This window comes from Clostridiales bacterium (assembly GCA_030016385.1).
Taxonomy (GTDB): Bacteria; Bacillota; Clostridia; order Clostridiales; family Oxobacteraceae; genus JASEJN01.
On sequence record JASEJN010000018.1, the window covers coordinates 11796 to 31891 of the forward strand.

Sequence of the window (20096 nt, forward strand, 5' to 3'; positions counted from 1 at the left end):
ATAACAAACTATTAGTAATTCTATCCATAAAGCAAAAAAATAATCAGGCATGATCAAACCCTACTTTTGAAATTTAAACACATTCCTGTTTTTATAGAAATAGTCTATGCCTGATATCAAAGTTATAACAACCGCCAGCCAGATTAAAATTTGATAATAAGGTAAATCTAACAGCGCCCAAATAATCGCAATTATCTGTACGGTAGTTTTTATCTTTCCCCACCAGCTGGCTGCAATTATTACGCCTTCTGCTGCAGCTACGGCTCTAAGACCTGTAACGGCAAACTCCCTGGCAATTATTATAGTTACAAGCCACGCAGGTAGGCTTTTTAATTCTACAAGCGATATTAAAGCCGCCGCAATAAGCAATTTATCTGCTAGAGGATCCATAAACTTGCCCAAGGTCGTTATCTGATTTTTTGTCCTGGCGATATAACCGTCCAACTTGTCCGTTAGTGCTGCAATTATAAATACGATAGTAGCAATTAAAACTCCGTACTTTATTCTCGTAGATATAAGTATTAAAAAAACAGGGACCAGAAATATCCTTAGCAAAGTAAGTCTATTAGCTAAATTCATGCTCAACCACTCCTACAAGGTCGTAATCTAATATGCCAGTAATCTTTACGTCCATAAAATCGCCCTTTTTAATATTATCTATATTATCCTTTACGTATACCAAACCGTCTATATCAGGAGCATCCCCATATGTCCTTCCAATCATACAATCATCCTTTATATCTTCCACTAAAACGCGATAGACTTTTCCGATTTTTTGTTTATTCAAAGACCGCAATATTCCCCTTTGCAGCGTCATAAGCCTCATCTGCCTGGATACTTTTATCTTTTTATCTATTTGATCTTTAAAGTAAAATGCTTCAGTTCCTTCCTCCCTGGAATATATAAAAACACCGACCCTATCAATGCTATATTCTTTCAAGAAATCATAAAGTTCCTTGAACTGTTCTTCTGTTTCCCCAGGGAATCCAGCAATAAGGGATGTTCTTATTATAATCCCAGGTATATTTTTTCTCAGTTTTTCTATAAGTGCCGCTATGCTTTCCCTGCTGCTAGCCCTTCTCATCTTCTTAAGTATTTCATTATTGACATGCTGTATGGGTATATCAAGATATTTGCATACCTTATCGTTATTTTTTATTTCAGCTATTAGATCATCATCAATGTCTTCAGGATAACAATATAGTATTCTTATCCACTGTATCCCGTCTATCTTTGAAATACTGCCGATAAGCCGGGATAAAGATCTTTTCCCATATAAATCAATACCATATTTTGATGTATCCTGAGCCACCAGTATTACTTCTTTAGTGCCGTTTTTTGCAAGATAACGGATCTCATTTAGTATACTTTCGATAGAACGGCTCCTGTAATTGCCTCTGAGCTTTGGTATAATGCAATAACTGCAATTATTATTGCAGCCTTCGGCGATCTTAACATATGCAGTATACTGTGGGGTGGTAAGTATCCTGTTTTTGTTGAAATCGATATTATAATTTATATTATTTATACGTTTAACCCGTTCTTCGTTTTTTAACACAGCTTGTATCAAATTATCTATTTCAAGATAATTTCCCGTACCGATTACAGCATCTATTTCAGGAATTTCCGACAGCAAGTCGTCGGCGTATCTCTCAGCGAGGCATCCTGAAACGATAAGAGCTTTGCATTTTCCTATCTTTTTATTCTCTGCAAGCTCTAAAATTGTATTAATAGATTCTTCTTTTGCGGATTCTATGAAACAGCAGGTATTTACGATTAATATATCAGCGTCCCTTTCATTATTTACTATATTGTATCTTTCGCCGGACAGGATACCAAGCATGATTTCAGAGTCCACTCTGTTTTTATCGCATCCAAGAGATACCATTCCGACATTAAGCTTTAAGCCCACTGATGTCTCTCCTTCCAAAAATCATTAGTTCATGAATTTATATATATAAAGAGTATAATATATATTTTTTTGCATGTCAAAATTAAACAATTACTGGGGTGTATATTTTATATACTTTATACGTATTCCGGTAAACATAATAGCATTTGTATACTTATATACCATTTCCTGGGTAATAGGCTATACCATACTCTTGTATTCCTCTTTAGACACCAAAACCCGCCTTGGTTTGCTTCCCTCATATCCGCTTATGATGCCTCTTTCCTCCATATTGTCTATAAGCCTTGCGGCTCTGTTGTATCCTATCCGGAGCCTTCTTTGAAGCATGGAAATAGACGCCTGCCCGGAATCTATAACTATCTCTATGGCCTTAGGAAGCAGCTCATCAACTTCGCCTGGAGTCTCGGAAGGGCTTTCTATTTCATCAATAATGTCTTCCTTATATTCCGAATCTGATTTTGTTTTAATAAATTTAACTATCTGTTCCACTTCTTTTTCACTTACATATGCTCCCTGTATCCTTACGGGCTTTGATTCTCCTACAGGATAATAAAGCATATCACCCTTTCCAAGAAGTTTTTCGGCACCGGCCATGTCCAGTATAGTCCTTGAATCTATCTGGCTCGATACGGCAAATGATATTCTCGAGGGTATGTTAGCCTTGATAACACCTGTAAGTACGTCGACAGAGGGCCTTTGGGTTGCAACGACGAGATGCATTCCCGCAGCCCTTGCCATCTGTGCAAGCCTGCATATACAGTCTTCAATATCATTCGGCGCGACCATCATTAAATCCGACAACTCGTCTATTATTATAACGATCTTTGGAAGCACCGACTCCGGCGATTCCTTAGCCTTCAGGTCATTAAAACTTTCAATGTTTCTTACATTATTATCTGCAAATAGCTTGTACCTATTCACCATCTCCTGAACTGCCCAGCCTAGAGCCGACGCTGCTTTTTTAGGATCGGTAACAACAGGTATCAATAAATGAGGTATACCGTTATATGTACTCAATTCAACGACTTTTGGATCTATCATAAGCATTCTAACCTTTTTTGGAGAAGATTTATATATCAAACTGGTAATCATGGCATTCACGCAAACGCTCTTTCCGGAGCCCGTAGCACCCGCAATCAGCAGATGAGGCATTTTAGCAAGATCTGAAACGACACAATTTCCAGCTACATCCTTCCCCAATGCAAAAGTCAAAGGAGACTCATGGCCAGCAAATTCTTTAGACTCGATTATTTCCTTTAAATATACTGTATTCATTTCCTTGTTCGGTATCTCGATACCTACCGCCGCTTTTCCGGGTATTGGTGCTTCTATCCTTACGGCGGAAGCAGCAAGGTTTAATGCTATATCATCCGAAAGATTCGCGATTTTGCTTACCCTGACGCCGGGACTTGGCTGCAGCTCATACCTTGTAATAACAGGGCCTCTGCTTACCTGAACGACTCTGGCTTCCACCCCGAAGCTTTCAAGGGTATCTTCAAGGGTCTTTGCATTATTTATAAGCTCCTTTTTGTCATTGACGGATTTGGGAGTATCCGGATCATTTAGTAATGTTAAAGGGGGATAGACATAATCTGCCGTTGATTGTATGCTGCCATTTTTTATTTCATCTACGACATTGTTTTCGCTTGCATTTGAGCCGCTTTCAATCTGTTCTGGCTTTTCTTCCCTTTCAATCTTATCTTTTCCATCTACAATATTTATATCATTTCCACTATCCTGTTTCATATCGGAGGATTTAAAAAAGTCGAGTATTTTTATTTTCTTATTTACTTCATCTATATATTTCATTTTCTCGTTGTCTTCATCTTTATTTTTATCGTTCTTCGTTTTTTTTGCATGGTTTTTGCTTTTAGCTCTTGCATCCTTGATGCTGTCCAGCATGTTGCCGGTCTTATTTTTAATGTCGGATAATATATTATATAACGACATTTTAGTAATCAGCAGGACGTTTATTAATATAAAAGTACATATAAAAATATATGATCCGGCAGTGCCTAACAGTTTAATCGTCAAATATGAAAGTATTTCACCTATACTGCCTCCGCCTATTCCCTTCAAACCATTTTTATATGAACCGGATATTTTATCTATAAATGAAACATTCCCGAATTTTAGAGAATGGTTTATCTCAATCAGGGAAAGGAAAAGTATAAATATCGAACATAGCATATAAAACTTAAATTTCGATTCGTTCTTTTCCCGTTTTATTATGAAGCTGATTCCTGCAAAGAAAATGAAAAACGGTATAAGGTATGCCCCAAAACCCGTTAATCCCTTAATTAGGTTATCAAGAGCCAGGGGTATTATGTTTTTTATATTATAGTATATAACTATGAAAGCATATATAGATAAAGATATCAAAAGCAATCCATATACTTCATAGGGTATTTTTTTATTTTTGCGCTTTTTTCTGCTTTTAATTCTGTCCAAAATATCACCGCCAATAAATAATATCCGTTATCTTTTATATAATATTCTACGCCGTATAAAAAAATCCTTTACGTTAATTTTTTACAGGCAAAATAATTTAATCTGCTCGAATCTGAGCAGATTAAATTATTTTGCCTGTAAACCCCTATGTACTATTTCTGACCTTTCTTATTGTCTTCGATAAGCTGCTTTAGCTTTTTTATCGCATCGCTTAATCCGCCTACCTCATCGATAAGGCCGATATTTACGGCTTGTTTGCCAATAAGTATCGTACCCATATCGTTAAGAAGATCATCCGTCTCTTGCATTAGATCGAGAAGCTTTTTCTTTGTTATATTAGCAGTCCGTTCTATAAATGACAGGATCCGATCCTGCATCTTCCTGAAATATTCGAATGTCTGGGGCGCCCCGATTACAAGCCCGTTCATCCTTATAGGATGGACAGTCATTGCAGCTGTAGGTGAAATAAACGAATAATCGGCAGCGGTTGCAAGGGGTACTCCTATACTGTGTCCTCCTCCTATTACCAGTGAAACTGTAGGCTTGCTCAAACTATTTATCATTTCAGCGATGGCAAGGCCTGCTTCGACATCACCACCGACAGTATTTAAAATTATAAGCAGTCCCTCTATATCTTTGTTCTCCTCTATCTCAACAAGTTGAGGTATAACATGTTCGTATTTTGTCGATTTATTCTGGGGAGGAAGTACGGCATGGCCTTCTATTTGCCCGATTATTGTAAGACATTGTATGTTGCTTTTTATTAAGGATAGATCAGTATTGCCAAGTTCTTTAATATTATTTAACTCTTTGTTCCGGCTGTCGACGTTTTTTTCATCTTGCTTATCGGATTTTACATTGCCTGTATCTGATGACATCAAATCACTTCCAATTATACTGATGAATATATTTTAACCATCATAAAATTTTATATTCAATGGTATAATTGAACCGGCGCATCTATATATAATATACACCCCAAGGCTATAAATACCGATCCATTAATCCGACAGGCCGAACTCCTTATGAAGCGCGTTTATGGATTTTACCGTATCATCGTATTTTACAAGACACCATATGGTGGTATGAGAGTCGGAAGTCTGTAATATATTGATATTATTCCTTTTCATCGCCTTGATTATCCTTGCCATTACCCCAGGTATACCCCTGATTGAGCTTCCTATTACAGATACTTTGCTGCAATTTTCAGTTATTCTGTATTTTATATTGAGTTTGTTTAGTATATGTACAGCCTTCTCGGTGCATTCCTTATCTATTGTAAAAATGCTGTAAGTCGGAAAGATGTTGATAAGATCTATGCTTATCTTATTTTCAGCGAGATTATTAAATACAGTCTCCGTATCGATAGCATCGTTTTCGATGGAAACTTGAGTCCTGTTAGGCATATAAGTAATACCTGTGACCAGATGCTTATTTAAGCCGTCTTTATAGTTATTTGCGATGAACGTGCCCGGAGCATCGGACATGGTATTTTTTATTACAAGAGGTATATTACTCCTCATCGCGAGCTCAACAGCTCTCGGATGTATGACTTTTGCCCCTTCGTCAGCAAACTGGAATACTTCGTTATATGTCATATTGCCTATTACCTTGGCATCCGGTACGATCCTCGGGTCCGCCGTCATTATTCCATCTACATCGGTAAATATTTCTATTTCCTTAGCTTTCAGGGCTTCTCCTAATATGGCAGCCGTGGTATCGCTCCCGCCCCTTCCAAGCGTCGTAATATTGCCTGTCTCGGTAACTCCTTGAAATCCTGCAATAATCGGTATAAAGCCATCGGTCAGATAATTGTATATATTATCGGCGTTAACTTTTATGACAGACGCGCTGCCAAAGCTGTCATCTGTTACGATACCGGCCTGGCCGCCTGTCATGGCGATACATTTTACGCCCCTTGATTTAAGCATCGAATACAATACACATGCCGATATGATTTCGCCGCACGACATAAGCATATCGGTTTCTCTTTTGTCTATGGCCGTATTGGAAGCATCTATAAGGCTTAAAAGCGTATCTGTAGCATAAGGGTCGCCCTTTCTTCCCATCGCTGACACAACTACAACGGGAGAATACCCGTCATTTTTAGCTTGCAGTATTTTTTTTATTACCATTTCCCTGTGATTAACGTTGGAAACTGAAGTCCCGCCGAATTTTTGAATAATTATCTTCAAAGTTTATCATCCACCTAACCTGTATTTAAAATCTTGTTCTCTTCATCCCTTCGTCTATATCAACTATCAGGGTATCCTGTCCAATTTTTCTGATCGCGCTCCAGGGTACTTCAACATGGCCCTTGTTTGCAAAAAGAGAGAAAGAACCCCTTTGTTCAGGAATCAGTAAGGCCTGTATATTACCAGTAGCCTCATCTATCAATAAATCGACATCAGCCACGATACCCAATTTTTCACCGTCGTATAAATTGATTATCTCCTGACCTCCGATTTCACTCAATTTCTTTTTTGTAGGCCTTTCCTCCGGAGTATTGCTGTCAAATTTGAATATCATATCAAAACCCCCACATTATATAAAATAATCTCCTTAAATTATACGTGGAAGGGATTATTTATATACTTATAAGGGTATATAAATTATATGCCTGTGGAGCCAAAACCATTATCCCCTCTTTTGCTCTCGGGGAGGCTGTCCACTTCCTTGATTTTGATATGCTCAACTTTGCTGATAATCATCTGTGCAATCCTATCGCCGCGCTTTATGCAGAAATTGCTTTCTCCGAAATTGATAAGCGCGATATTTATTTCGCCTCTAAAATCAGCATCGATTGTTCCTGGGCTGTTCAACACGGTAATGCCGTATTTAAAGGCTAATCCGCTTCTTGGCCTTATCTGGGCTTCATATCCTTCTGGCATGCAGATCATGATTCCTGTCGGTATGGATTTGAATTTCATGGGTTCAATGCATATTTCATCTTCTATGTTAGCATATAGATCAAGGCCTGCAGCCTCCTCCGACATATAGCCCGGCAGCGGTAAATCCATTGCATTTTCAGTTCTTTTAATCAATAATCTTAAAATATCCAATTTATTGTACCAGTATCCTTTCAAGATCAAAATGTTTATTTAGTTTTCCTACTGCCGCCGCACTTATAATGCCGCGGCCGAATATATTTTTTATAACCCTGTTGACATCGTCTATGTTTATATGATCTATCTTACTAACTATCTCCTTGGGCTCGTAGATTTTATCGGTAAGCAGCTCAGACTTGCCCATACCGAACATTCTACCGCTTATGCTTTCCAATCCTAAAATATAATTGCCCTTAAGCTGCTCTTTGGACTTTTTCAGTTGCTCTTCGTTTATGCCTGTGATTTTCATTTTTTCTATTTCTTCTCTGATAAGTTTAACGACTTCAGCAATATATTTTGGGTTCAGGCCTGCATATATCGAAAAAGCCCCCGTATTTTTATATGATGAGGGATAGGAATATATAGAATATGCCAGCCCTTTTTCTTCTCTTATCACCTGGAAGAGCCTCGAACTTGTTCCCCCACCGAATATATTGTTTATGATAAGCAGAGTATAAAGGTCATCATTGCCTATTTCGATTCCCGGAAGGCCTAAGGATAAATGAATCTGTTCTATATCCTTTGCCTTGTACAATACAGAATTATTCAACTCCGGTTTGTCGTATTGGGGTATTTTACCTTTTCTTTCAAGATTTTTGAATTTCATCTCCAGCATTTTTATGAGATGTTCCCTATCAAAATTACCCGTAACAGAAACGACTGTATTATCAGCCGTATAATAATCCTTCATATATTTTATTATCATTTCTCTGCCGATTGACTTTAATGTATCAAAGGTGCCGAGTATCGGATAACCGATAGATGTATCGGGCCACATTGCCTGGGATAAAAGATCGAGTACAAGGTCCTCAGGGGAATCTTCATACATATTTATCTCTTCTGAGATTACTCCCTTTTCCCTCGTGAGATCCTCATCCTTGAATGTGGAATTCTGCAGCATATCGGAAAGGACATCGATAGCAATATCAATATGTTCATCCAGCACTTTTACGTAAAAACAAGTTGCTTCTTTTCCCGTAAAAGCATTTATCTGGCCTCCGATACCCTCGATATCTTCTGCGATCTTTCTCGCGCTTCTATTGGGAGTTCCCTTGAAAAGCATATGCTCTATAAGGTGAGATATCCCGTTGTTATATTTATTTTCGTTTCTTGAACCATTAGCTATCCATACCCCTATGCTTACGGAATTTACATAAGGAATGTCCTCTGTAACAATTGTTATTCCCGATTTTAGTTTATCCTTTGTATACATTATATCCTCCTGAAGCTTGCAGTAAATCAGCATAACTATAATTATATATAATATTTTTGATTAATACAATATTATTGAAAAATATATGGGTAATATGAGCTTATGTTATTTTGAACAACGAATGAGCATTATGAGAGTTTTAATAAGTTCTTGGATTCTCAAGGCTGCTGGCCTTAGAACTTACAAAACTTGAATCTGGCGAATGAGTGTTCAAAATAGCATAATTCTATTTATTTCTGATTTCAAATTACAATCGGAATATTTAACTGCTTTCCTATCCTGTATTTCATCGGCAATTGAATAATATATATACGCCCTGAGAATATATGCTCTGCGTCTGGCATCTGTATTTTACCGGTTTTGCAATAAAAAAAGGCTTATATTAAAAGCCTTTTTGCTTATCTTTTTCTTGTTTTTCTTTCCTTTCCTTATCCTTAAGCGCATCTCTTCTTGAAAGGTTTATCCTTCCTTGATTGTCTATATCCGTGACTTTAACGAGTATTTCATCACCGATATTTACCACGTCTTCAACCTTGTTTACTCTTCCAAAATCCAGCTTTGATATATGAACAAGCCCTTCCTTGCCCGGAAGAATTTCTACGAATGCGCCGAATGGAACAATCCTGTTCACTTTCCCTAAATAAACTTCTCCAGGCTGCACTTCATGGGTTAATCCATGTATTATCTTTAAAGCCTTTTCACCGGATTTGGCATCCTGTGCGCAAATAAATATCCTTCCATCATCCTGGATATCTATTTTAACGTCCGTATCAGCTATGATCTTGTTTATTATTTTTCCGCCCGGACCTATAACATCCCTTATTTTGTCAGGATCTATAGTGGTTGTAATAATCTTAGGAGCATATTTTGAAAGTTCCTTTCTCGGTTCGCTTATGCATTCGTTCATCTTGCCAAGTATGAATACTCTTCCTTCTCTTGCCCTTTTCAATGTTTCACTTATAACATCGCCTGTAAGGCCGTGTATTTTTGTATCCACCTGTATTGCCGTTATTCCCTTTGCCGTACCTGCAACCTTGAAATCCATGTCTCCGAAGAAATCCTCAGCGCCTTGAATATCCGTAAGTATTTTAAACTCGCTCAAATCATCATTGGATATCATACCCATGGCTACGCCGGCAACAGGAGCTTTAATAGGCACGCCTGCATCCATCAATGACAGTGTGCTTCCACATACACTTGCCTGGGAAGTGGAACCATTTGAACTTAAAACTTCAGAAACGAGACGGATAGTATAAGGAAATTCTGCCTCGCTTGGAATCACAGGCTCCAATGCTCTTTCCGCCAGAGCTCCATGGCCGATCTCTCTTCTTCCCGGCCCTCTTAAAACTCTTACTTCGCCTGTAGAATAAGGCGGAAAATTATAATGATGTATATATCTTTTAAACTCCTCGTTTCCCAACCCCTCAAGCATCTGGGCATCCCCTATGGCACCAAGGGTAGCCACCGTAAGAACCTGAGTCAAGCCTCTCGTGAATAGCCCGGTACCATGGGTCCTTGGAAGCACTCCAACCTCACAACTGATAGGCCTTACCTCGCTAAAGGCCCTTCCGTCTATCCTTTTGTTTTCATTGAGAGCCATTTTTCTCAAAGATTCTTTCATCATGTTATATAAGACTTCATCCATATCGGCTTCCTTTTCAGGAAAAGCCTCTGCAAAATGTTCAAATACGTCTTGCTTCATCTCATCTGTCTTTTGTTCCCTTTGAATCCTATCTTGAATATGCATAACCTCATCTACAGAATCTTTTGCATACTCCCTTACGGCTTTATCTATTTCATCTTCGACATGATGAATTTCCGGAACAATCTTTTCTTTCCCAACCTCACTTACTATATCTTCCTGGAACTTTATTATTGCCTGATCCTTCTCAAATCCGAACATTATTGCCTTATACATCGTATCTTCATCTATTTCCTTTGCACCTGCTTCGATCATAATTACCCTTTCTTTAGTCGAAACTACTGTCAGATGCAGCAGGCTTTTTTCCCTCTCGGCAGCTGTCGGATTTAAAATAAACTGTCCATCTATATATCCTACTACCACCGCGGCTACAGGCCCTTCAAACGGGATATTCGAAATGCTAAGTGCAAGGGATGCGCCATTGATGGCCAATATATCCGGTTCATTGTCGGGATCAACAGACATAACGGTACAGATGACCTGTACGTCGTTTCTATATCCCTTCGGGAAAAGAGGCCTTATTGGCCTATCTATTGCTCTTGCTGAAAGTATAGCCTTCTCCGTAGGCTTACCCTCTCTTTTAACAAATCCACCGGGTATTTTCCCCACTGAATATAACCTTTCCTCGTATTCAATGCTGAGCGGAAAGAAATCGACCCCTTCTCTTGGTTCCTCAGAGGCGTTTGCATTTACCAGAACGGCTGTTTCACCATATTCTACAACAACGGCTCCGTTTGAAAGCATTCCGACTTTTCCTGTTTCCGCTGATAATTTTCTTCCTGCAATTTCTAATTCAAAATTATGTACCAAACATAAAACCTCCCTTCGGTTCTATTATATTTTTCCCAATTGCTATTAAAATTTTCATTAAAAACAACAGAAGAGACGCTAAAATAATAGAGCGGTAATTACCGCTCTTTATGTTATCTTCTAATGTCAAGTTTATCAATAATTGCCCTATATCTTTCGATATTCTTATCTTTTAAGTAATTAAGCAGTCCTCTTCTCTGTCCAACCATTTTCAGCAGCCCTCTTCTTGAATGATGATCCTTTATATTGATCTTTAAATGCTCTGTAAGATGGTTGATCCTTTCTGTCAATAATGCGATCTGCACTTCCGGCGAGCCTGTATCACCATCATGTAATTTGTACTTGTCAATTATTTCTTGCTTTTGGGCCTTATCCAATTTATGTCACCTCCTCATTTACTAAATCGCCATTTACTGTGCAATCGTCGGAGATTCGAATAACACAGCCAATGGTTAATTTCCTGAAACTACATAAATATTATAACAAAACAATTTACCAATGTAAACAAAAATAATTATTCTTCAATATTGATCCAGTTTTATTTGATTAATTTTTAGTTTGGGTTCAAGTTCCTTCCCGAACTTTTCACTGCTTAAATTCTTGTTTCTGCTGACATGCCTGTATTATCGCTAATTATCATTCCATCTTCAAGCCATAAAAATTCTAACGGGATCGCTTTAATCCTGGAACCACTATTCATCCGATATATAAATGTATGGGCATCATGAAATGGCATTACTGCATCTTCAGCAATAGAAATAAACTTTTCAAACCGTTTTGCCCATTTATTATGACGATGTCACCTTTATTGATTTCAAAAGATACGTCGCTGATTCCACCGTTTCCGGAATATCGATACGTGACTCTTTCAAGTTTGACAAGGGGATTCTCAGCGATCGGCATGTCTTCTGAAAGAATAGGCTTTACATTGCCTTTAAACAAACGGTTAATATGATCGTTTCCTGTTGTTACCCGGCTTATCATATTGATGCAGGACCTTTCTTATTTTTTTATGTGGTTTGTTTGCAGTATTAGATTAAATATTTTGATATGTTTTTATTTCCTAAAACTCACGTTGGATACAGTTATATATTTATTGCAGTCATCCCTGTAAATTAAATAAGCGATATTAGATTGAATACTGCTTAATTCTTGATCTGATATATTTTCCAATTGACTTCCACTTATATATACCGATAAATTAACGCCGATAATCTCGGATAAATTATGGCTTTCTTTCCATTAAACATCCCGATTCTTGGATTCAGACAATTTTGCTTCTCGTTCTTTAAAACTTTGCATTGATTGCATAATGTGGAGAGTCACAGGATTTTCACCTGCCTTTCTTATACTATTATATCATCTCCCTGTTAACAGTGACACAAAATTTTGAATGAAAATTAGTTCTATTCAGAATATTTTAATGCGATATCCTTATCATGGCTTATTTGATTTTTAAGTTCAGATATGTTATTAAACTTAATCTCTTCCCTTATCATGTCATAAAAATATAACCTGATATATTTTCCGTAAATATCCGAATCAAAGCCCATTATGTTAGTTTCCACAGATATTTTTTTGTTTCCGAACGTAGGGTTGTATCCTATATTAGTTATGCCTGCCTTAAGAGTACCGTCTATTTCCGTTTTTGTAATGTATACCCCGTTTTTAGGAGCAATCATTCCTTTATCTATATCTATATTTGCAGTCGGAAACCCGAGCAGATGGCCTCTCCTCTTCCCGTGGATAACCCTGCCCTCCATCAGATAATGCCTTCCTAAAAGCTTATTGGCGGTTTTTATATTTCCGTTTTTGATAAGTTCCCTTATCAATGTGCTGCTTACAATCATGCCATCGATAGAAACAGGCTCAACAACTTTAAACCGTATATTTCTTTCTTTGCAAAACTTCATAAGAAAACCGCAATCTCCCCTGCCGTTTTTTCCAAACCTGAAATTGAAGCCTGTAACTATTGTCGATACATTAAACTTTTTTATCAAGATATCATTTATAAAATCCTCAGGCTGCATATTTAAAAAACCCTCGTCAACTTTGGTAAAATACAATATATCTATGCCCAGCCCGCCTATTATGCGCGCTTTTTCAGAATTGGATGTAATAAGCTCCGGGGCTTTACCCTTATTTAAAATTGTCATAGGATGTTTTTCAAATGTAAATACCACGGTTTTCTGGTTTTGCCTGAAAGCCATATCTTTTAAAACTCTTATTAAATTTTGATGCCCGATATGGACACCGTCAAAAAAGCCTAAAGCGCAGGCAGTATGTATATTTGAAAATGCTCTGTCATCAATATCGCCCATTATTATGTTCATGATTATCTCACCTTAAGAAAACTTTTTTTACTTTAACGTGTCCTTCGGCGTCTATGGCTCCTACAGCAGCAAATTTATTGCACCGGTTAAATATGAGGATGATATCTTCTCTTTTTCTCTTTTCATATCTGAGTGCCTCGTTTATATGAAATCCGACGCCATTTTTAACCTTGCAAAATAATGCGTCGTCTATATATACCCTGCTGCAATCAGGAAGGGCGCTTTCCACCGGAAATAATACTGCTTCAACGTTATTTTCATGTACATATTGTTCAAGTTCAAATAATGTCACGGAATTGTCTAAAGTAAAGGGGCCTGTCCGGCATCTCAAAAGAAAAGTCATTATTGCATCGCTTGATAAAAGTTTGCCTATATCGCTGCATAACGTCCTTATATAGGTACCTTTTGAACATGTAACGTCAAAAAGGATATTATTGCCTTCCACATTTATGATATCGATGCTGTATATGAATATCGATCGCGGTGCTCTGTCTATAGTTATTCCGGATCTTGCCAGTTCATATAATTTCTTTCCTTTTACCTTGACTGCTGAAAACATAGGAGGTATCTGTTCTATTTTCCCCCTAAAATTATTAAATGCATCATATATTTTATCCTTATCCTCAGGACTATAGGGTACTTTTTCTATATCCCCATACTTATCCAGTGTATTGCTTTTAAAACCTATGGACATTTCCGTCCTGTAAGTCTTTTTATCATTCATAAGGTATTCGGATATCCGCGTGGCTTTTCCGATGCATACCGGAAGTACCCCTGCAGCACCGGGATCAAGGGTGCCGGTATGTCCGGCCTTTTTAACATTCAATATTTTTTTTACGTAAGATACGACATCCTGAGATGTCATATTGGGGGGTTTTAATATATTGATTATGCCATCCAAATTTTATCATTCCTTTAAAGCTTTAGCCAGTTCGTCGAGAATACTTTTTTTAGCATTCTCAAAATTTCCCTTTATTGTACATCCTGCAGCCCTTATATGTCCGCCGCCTCCGAATTTTTCGCAGACGGATTTGACATCGACATAATTTTTGGACCTCAAGCTTACTTTAAACTCGCCGGCTCCCGTTTCCTTAATAAAAGCAGCGCATTCAACAGATTTTATATCCCTTCCGTAATTAATAAAATCCGTAGTCGATATATTGCTTATATCGATATTGCCTATATCGCTCTTTAAAAGTTTCATAAAAGCTATTCTGCCTCTGTAGTGCAATTCAATGCTTTCCAATGCTTTTCCCAGCAGTTTAATCGAATCATATTCAAAATTTCTGTATATAATGTCATGTATGCCGCTAAAGGCTATGCCTGTTGAAATAAGCTTTCCCGCAATCAGATGCGTCAAGGGCGTGGTATTTGAATACCTGAACCCCCCAGTATCTGTAAGAATAGCAGTATACAGGCAAGCCGCTTCATCCTTTTGTATTTCAGGTTCCATCAGTTTTATGATCTGATATATGAGCTCGCCTGCAGCAGCCGAATTCATATCTACGAAGTTTATATCGGCATAAAGGTCGTTTGTCGCATGATGGTCGATATTTACGGTGATATTTGCTTTAATATCCGCGCATTTCCCTATTCTTTCATAATCTCCCGAATCGATTATAATCAATGCATCATAAGCATTTTTGCCTATCAAGCTGCAGTCTTTAATTGAATCATATCCTGGAAGATATGAGAAAACATCAGGCACCTTGTCGCTGCTGAAAACATCGACATTTTTATTCAAACGCTTCAATACATTATAAAGAGCCAAAGAAGATCCTACGCTGTCACCGTCGGGCATTACATGAAAAGTAATCGCAAAATTGCTCTTTTCCTTAAGTATTTCGGCTATTTTAGCTGCCGTCATTTTGCATCATCACCCGCTTTGTTGGCTTTCTTTATGAGGTTTGAAATATATATGCCGTGTTCTATCGATTTATCAAGCTCAAATATTATTTCAGGCGTATACCTGAGCTTAACCCTTTTGCCCATTTCCCGCCTTATATATCCTGCTGCGCTTTTTAAGCCCGTAATGGTATCGCCTTGCTGTTTTTCATCGCCCAAAACGCTTACATAGATTTTTGCATATCTCAAATCTCTCGTTATGCTTACGGATGTAATGCTTGTAAATTCAGCAACCCTTGGATCGCGAATTTCATCTCTTATAATGCTGCTTACCTCTCTTTTATATTCCTCTGCAATCCTGTCTGTTCTTTCGAATCCCATCAAAATACCACCTTTCCGGTATTTATAATTCTTTTTTTATTTGCTGCATTTCAAATGCTTCTAAAATGTCCCCTTCTTTGATATCATTGAATTTGTCGATATTGAGGCCGCATTCAAAGCCCATGGCTACTTCTTTCACATCATCTTTGAATCTCTTCAATGATGCTAAAGTTCCTTCGTGAACCACTATTCCGTTCCTTATCACTCTTATCTGGCTGCTTCTTGCTATTTTGCCTTCCGTGACATAGCATCCAGCTATGGTACCGATATTTGAAACCTTGAACAGGGCTCTCACTTCGGCCCTTCCAACAACAACTTCCTTATACTCAGGCTCAAGCATTCCCTTCATAGCGGCTTCAACATCATTTATAGCCTCGTATATAATCCTGTAAGTCTTGATATCGACTTTTTCCTTTTCGGCAAGCTCTCTTGCCTTTGTTTCAGGCCTGACACTGAAACCGATGATTACGGCATTCGATGCCGATGCCAAAATGACATCAGATTCGGTTATTGCCCCGACACCTCCATGAATTACCTTTATTTTAACATTTTCATTGGAAAGTTTTAAAAGGGATTGCTCCAATGCTTCGACAGAACCCTGAACATCGGCTTTTATAATAATATCTAATTCTTTAACCTTTCCTTCTTCAATTTGACTGAACAAGTTTTCCAAAGATACTCTATTTGTATCGTTTATCATTTTATTTCTGTTCTCGTCGACTCTTTTTTGAACTATTTGCTTTGCGGCTTTTTCATCACCTATTACATACATTATATCCCCTGCATCAGGTATTTCATTAAAGCCCAAGACTTCAACAGGTATCGAAGGGCCCGCTTCTCTGACGCTTTTTCCCTTGTCATTGAACATAGCCCTGACTTTTCCATAAGTGAATCCCGCAACCATCGGGTCTCCAACCTTTAATGTACCGTTCTTTACAAGGACGGTAGCAACAGGTCCCCTTCCCTTATCCAGTTTTGATTCAATAACTATACCTTTTGCCGGTCTATTGGGATTTGCTTTTAATTCCTGCATTTCGGCAACAAGGAGTATCATTTCAAGCAGCGTATCGATTCCCTGTTTTGTTTTTGCGGATACAGGAACACATATGGTATCCCCGCCCCAATCTTCTGCAACCAATCCATACTCGGTCAATTCCTGTTTAACTTTATCTGGATTTGCATTGTTTTTATCTATTTTATTAATCGCAACTACTATAGGAACATCAGCGGCTTTTGCGTGGTTTATGGCCTCAACTGTCTGAGGCATTACGCCATCATCGGCAGCTACGACTAAAACAGCTACATCGGTGGCCATTGCTCCTCTGGCTCTCATAGACGTAAAAGCTTCATGACCGGGGGTGTCTAAAAAGGTTATCTTGTTTCCCTTTATATTTACCGTGTATGCTCCAATATGCTGTGTTATGCCTCCTGCTTCAGTGAGTGTGACATGGGTTTTCCTGATGCAATCCAAAAGTGATGTCTTTCCATGATCAACATGGCCCATGATTGTAACTACAGGAGGTCTCATCTTTAAATCTTCAGGTTTATCAGGAACATCATTTATCAATTCTTCTTCTATGTTTTTCTGTTCCTCTTTCTCAACTTTGATATTTAACTTTTCAGCTAATTTTTTTACGACATCAAAATTTATCTCCTGGTTTATAGTAGCCATAATGCCTAATCCAATCAATGTCTTTATTACCTCGGACGGTTGCCTGCCCATTTTTTCAGACAACTCTTTTACTGTAATGGCATCAGGAATCTTTATCGTCTTAGATTTTATGGCTTCTTTCTTTGCTTCCTTATTCACCCTTTCACGGGTGTCATTATCCTTATCCTTATTAAGTTCCTGGCTTTTTCTATCTATTTTCTTCGTCTTTGTATCTCTGCTTTTTATTTTTTGTACTTTTGCAGTCTTTGCTACACCGTCTTCGGCGCTTTCATCGATTATATTTTCTTTAATCTGCTCCTTTTTTTCATCTCTTACCTGAAAATATTCTTTTACTATTTTCTGGGCATCATCGTCTATGACGCTCATATGATTTTTTATATTAAAATTATACTCTTTTAAAATCTCTATTATATCCTTACTAGCTACATTGAGCTGTTTCGCCAGCTCATATATTCTTAATTTAGCCATACTTATTCACCCCCGTAATAATTATCTCAGCATATTTAAAACCACCTTTGACATATTTTCATCATTTATTACGATAACCGATGTTGGCATTTTACCTATGCTGCTGCCTATATCTCCTTTGTTTCCATGGATTATAAAAGGTATGTTATTAGCCTTGCACATATTTACAAATTTGTCCTGCGTGCCATGCGATGCATCTTCTGCAACCAAAACCATTTTCCCTTTCCCCTTTTTTATTTGAATCTCACATGTATTATATCCTGAAGATAAATTCCCTGATTTTTTTATTATACCTAAGAATGAATAAAACTTAGCATCATTCATCAGGTGTTATCTCCTTTCTCAGTTCATTATAAACATCATCGGAGATCGGGCTTTCAAGTGCTCTTTCTATTCTTTTAGCCTTATAGGCCTTTTCAAGGCAGTCAAGGTTATTGCAGATATATGCACCTCTTCCTGATAGTTTGCCCGTAAGGTCGATTTTGATTTCATTAGTATGCGCGGACCGCACGATTCTCAAAAGCTCCTTCTTAGGCTTGGTCTCCTGACAACCCAGGCATTTCCTTAAAGGGACTTTTTTTTTCTTCAACATACAATAACCTCCCTACTCTTTATTGCTCACTTCTTCCTCTTTTTCCTCTACTTCTTCCTTGATCTGCGTCTGACTCTTTATGTGATCTTCCATCCTGTCAGCTTAGCAGCCAGTCTGGCATTTTGCCCTTCTTTTCCGATAGCAAGGGATAATTGATAATCTACAACGACTACCTTTGCAGATTTTTCTTTTTCGTTCAGTGTTACGGATATTACCTTCGCTGGGCTTAAGGAACTTGCGATAAATTCTTCTGGATCCTTGCTCCACTTTATGACATCTATCTTTTCTCCCTTTAATTCATCTACTATGTTTTGGACCCTTGTTCCCCTCTGGCCTATGCAAGCTCCGGTAGGATCGATATTTTCATCGTGAGAGTATACGGCGATTTTCGTCCTTGACCCTGCCTCCCTTGCAATACCTTTTATCTCAACAATACCTTCAAATATTTCCGGCACTTCCTGCTCGAAAAGCCTTTTTACCAGACCTGGATGAGTCCTTGAAACGATAACCTGCGGTCCTTTGTTTGTTTTCTTTACCTCTACTATATAGAGTTTTAACTTGTCACCGAAATTATATTCTTCGCCTGGCATTTGTTCTCCAGGCCCTAAAGAAGCTTCTATTTTTCCGAGATCGATATATACGTTTTGCTTATCCTTCCTTAAAACCGTACCTATTATCAAATCATTTTCCTTATTGGAGAATTCTTCATACAATATACCTCTTTCAGCTTCCCTGATCTTTTGTACGACCACCTGCTTCGCCGTCTGGGCAGCTATCCTGCCGAATTTTCTTGGCGTAACTTCGATATCAACGACATCACCAAGCTTGTATTTATTATCTATTGCCTTTGCATCATTTATATCGATCTCCAAAAGCTTATCGTATACTTCATCCACTACTGTTTTTTGGGCATATACATGTACATCGCCGGTTTCGGGATTTATAGCAGTCTTGACATTCTGGGCCGAACCGAAATTCTTCTTATATGCCGATACAAGTGCGGATTCCAATGCCTCAATCAATACTTCCTGTTTTATATTTTTTTCTCTTGCAAGCTGTGTTATCGCTTCAATAAACTCCCCATTCATAATAATATCCCTCCTTAAAAAATAATTTTGAGTCTGACACTGGAAACTTTATTTTTTTGAAATTCATATATTTTATCATGATCTTCAATTTTTATCAAATCATTTTCAAGGCCTATAAGTTTTCCGTCAAAAATTTTCTTTCCCTGCATCTGTTCGTAAAGCTTTACTTCCACATTCCTGCCCTTGAAGTAGTCAAACTCCCTGTCACTTTTCAGTACTCTTTCGCCAGGGGACTGTACCTCCAAACTATAGCTATTTTCGATAGGATCATCTTCATCCAGTTTATCGCTTACAAGCTTGCTGACGTTTTCACAATCATCTATCGTAACACCGTTTTTACTATCGATCACCAGCCTTAGCACATAATTATTTCCCTCTTTTTTATATTCAACATCTATAAGTACTATGCCAAGCTTATCTGTTATGGGCTTTACAATGTCCTCAATATAACGGTCCATCTTTTTTCTGATCATAATACACCTCAAAATCCTTAATATTACATTATATTTATACTTTCCTATT

The 20096-nt window shown here is 37.8% G+C and carries 19 protein-coding genes and 1 pseudogene; all 20 read right to left on the bottom strand.

The window, feature by feature from the left end; translation table 11 throughout:
* Window positions 1-60: 60 nt before the first annotated feature.
* Window positions 61-579: a CDP-diacylglycerol--glycerol-3-phosphate 3-phosphatidyltransferase gene (gene pgsA / locus QME45_06130; protein MDI6618242.1), complete on the bottom strand. Its 519-nt coding sequence runs from the start codon at window positions 577-579 to the stop codon at window positions 61-63.
* Complete coding sequence (gene rimO / locus QME45_06135) at window positions 566-1888, bottom strand: 30S ribosomal protein S12 methylthiotransferase RimO (protein MDI6618243.1); 1323 nt, start codon at window positions 1886-1888, stop codon at window positions 566-568. The genes pgsA and rimO overlap by 14 nt, the downstream gene beginning before the upstream one ends.
* 204 nt (window positions 1889-2092) lie before the next feature.
* Window positions 2093-4363 (bottom strand): DNA translocase FtsK, encoded by a 2271-nt coding sequence (locus QME45_06140; protein MDI6618244.1) that lies wholly within the window; start codon window positions 4361-4363, stop codon window positions 2093-2095.
* Between the two features lie 152 nt (window positions 4364-4515).
* The gene (locus tag QME45_06145; protein MDI6618245.1) at window positions 4516-5241 is read right to left on the bottom strand and encodes an ATP-dependent Clp protease proteolytic subunit; all 726 of its coding nucleotides are present in this window, start codon (window positions 5239-5241) and stop codon (window positions 4516-4518) included.
* Between the two features lie 123 nt (window positions 5242-5364).
* The gene (gene dapG / locus QME45_06150) at window positions 5365-6558 is read right to left on the bottom strand and encodes an aspartate kinase (GenBank protein ID MDI6618246.1); all 1194 of its coding nucleotides are present in this window, start codon (window positions 6556-6558) and stop codon (window positions 5365-5367) included.
* Between the two features lie 25 nt (window positions 6559-6583).
* A complete protein-coding gene (locus tag QME45_06155; GenBank protein MDI6618247.1) occupies window positions 6584-6892 on the bottom strand; it encodes a YlmC/YmxH family sporulation protein in 309 nt (102 codons plus the stop codon).
* 83 nt (window positions 6893-6975) lie between these two features.
* Window positions 6976-7425 (bottom strand): dUTP diphosphatase, encoded by a 450-nt coding sequence (gene dut / locus QME45_06160; GenBank protein MDI6618248.1) that lies wholly within the window; start codon window positions 7423-7425, stop codon window positions 6976-6978.
* A gap of 1 nt (window position 7426) precedes the next feature.
* Entirely contained in the window at window positions 7427-8683 is a 1257-nt protein-coding gene (locus QME45_06165; protein MDI6618249.1) for a pitrilysin family protein, read from the bottom strand.
* Window positions 8684-9065: 382 nt separating this feature from the next.
* Entirely contained in the window at window positions 9066-11195 is a 2130-nt protein-coding gene (locus tag QME45_06170) for a polyribonucleotide nucleotidyltransferase (protein ID MDI6618250.1), read from the bottom strand.
* 113 nt (window positions 11196-11308) lie between these two features.
* Window positions 11309-11572: a 30S ribosomal protein S15 gene (gene rpsO / locus QME45_06175; GenBank protein MDI6618251.1), complete on the bottom strand. Its 264-nt coding sequence runs from the start codon at window positions 11570-11572 to the stop codon at window positions 11309-11311.
* Window positions 11573-11930: 358 nt separating this feature from the next.
* Window positions 11931-12179 (bottom strand): hypothetical protein, encoded by a 249-nt coding sequence (locus QME45_06180; GenBank protein MDI6618252.1) that lies wholly within the window; start codon window positions 12177-12179, stop codon window positions 11931-11933.
* Window positions 12180-12601: 422 nt separating this feature from the next.
* Entirely contained in the window at window positions 12602-13528 is a 927-nt protein-coding gene (locus tag QME45_06185) for a bifunctional riboflavin kinase/FAD synthetase (GenBank protein MDI6618253.1), read from the bottom strand.
* A 7-nt stretch (window positions 13529-13535) separates the two neighbouring features.
* Complete coding sequence (gene truB, locus QME45_06190; GenBank protein ID MDI6618254.1) at window positions 13536-14429, bottom strand: tRNA pseudouridine(55) synthase TruB; 894 nt, start codon at window positions 14427-14429, stop codon at window positions 13536-13538.
* Between the two features lie 6 nt (window positions 14430-14435).
* Entirely contained in the window at window positions 14436-15395 is a 960-nt protein-coding gene (locus tag QME45_06195) for a bifunctional oligoribonuclease/PAP phosphatase NrnA (protein MDI6618255.1), read from the bottom strand.
* Window positions 15392-15754 carry a 30S ribosome-binding factor RbfA gene (rbfA, locus tag QME45_06200; GenBank protein MDI6618256.1) on the bottom strand — a complete coding sequence of 121 codons (363 nt, stop codon included), beginning with the start codon at window positions 15752-15754 and terminating at the stop codon, window positions 15392-15394. The genes QME45_06195 and rbfA overlap by 4 nt, the downstream gene beginning before the upstream one ends.
* Window positions 15755-15776: 22 nt before the next feature.
* Window positions 15777-17894: a translation initiation factor IF-2 gene (gene infB, locus QME45_06205; protein ID MDI6618257.1), complete on the bottom strand. Its 2118-nt coding sequence runs from the start codon at window positions 17892-17894 to the stop codon at window positions 15777-15779.
* Between the two features lie 21 nt (window positions 17895-17915).
* Complete coding sequence (locus QME45_06210; GenBank protein ID MDI6618258.1) at window positions 17916-18218, bottom strand: ribosomal L7Ae/L30e/S12e/Gadd45 family protein; 303 nt, start codon at window positions 18216-18218, stop codon at window positions 17916-17918.
* Complete coding sequence (locus tag QME45_06215; GenBank protein ID MDI6618259.1) at window positions 18211-18483, bottom strand: YlxR family protein; 273 nt, start codon at window positions 18481-18483, stop codon at window positions 18211-18213. The genes QME45_06210 and QME45_06215 overlap by 8 nt, the downstream gene beginning before the upstream one ends.
* Before the next feature lie 15 nt (window positions 18484-18498).
* Window positions 18499-19574 (bottom strand): annotated as a pseudogene (gene nusA, locus QME45_06220) (transcription termination factor NusA).
* A gap of 14 nt (window positions 19575-19588) precedes the next feature.
* On the bottom strand, window positions 19589-20047 hold the full coding sequence (rimP, locus tag QME45_06225; GenBank protein MDI6618260.1) for a ribosome maturation factor RimP: 459 nt from the start codon (window positions 20045-20047) through the stop codon (window positions 19589-19591).
* Window positions 20048-20096 lie beyond the last annotated feature (49 nt).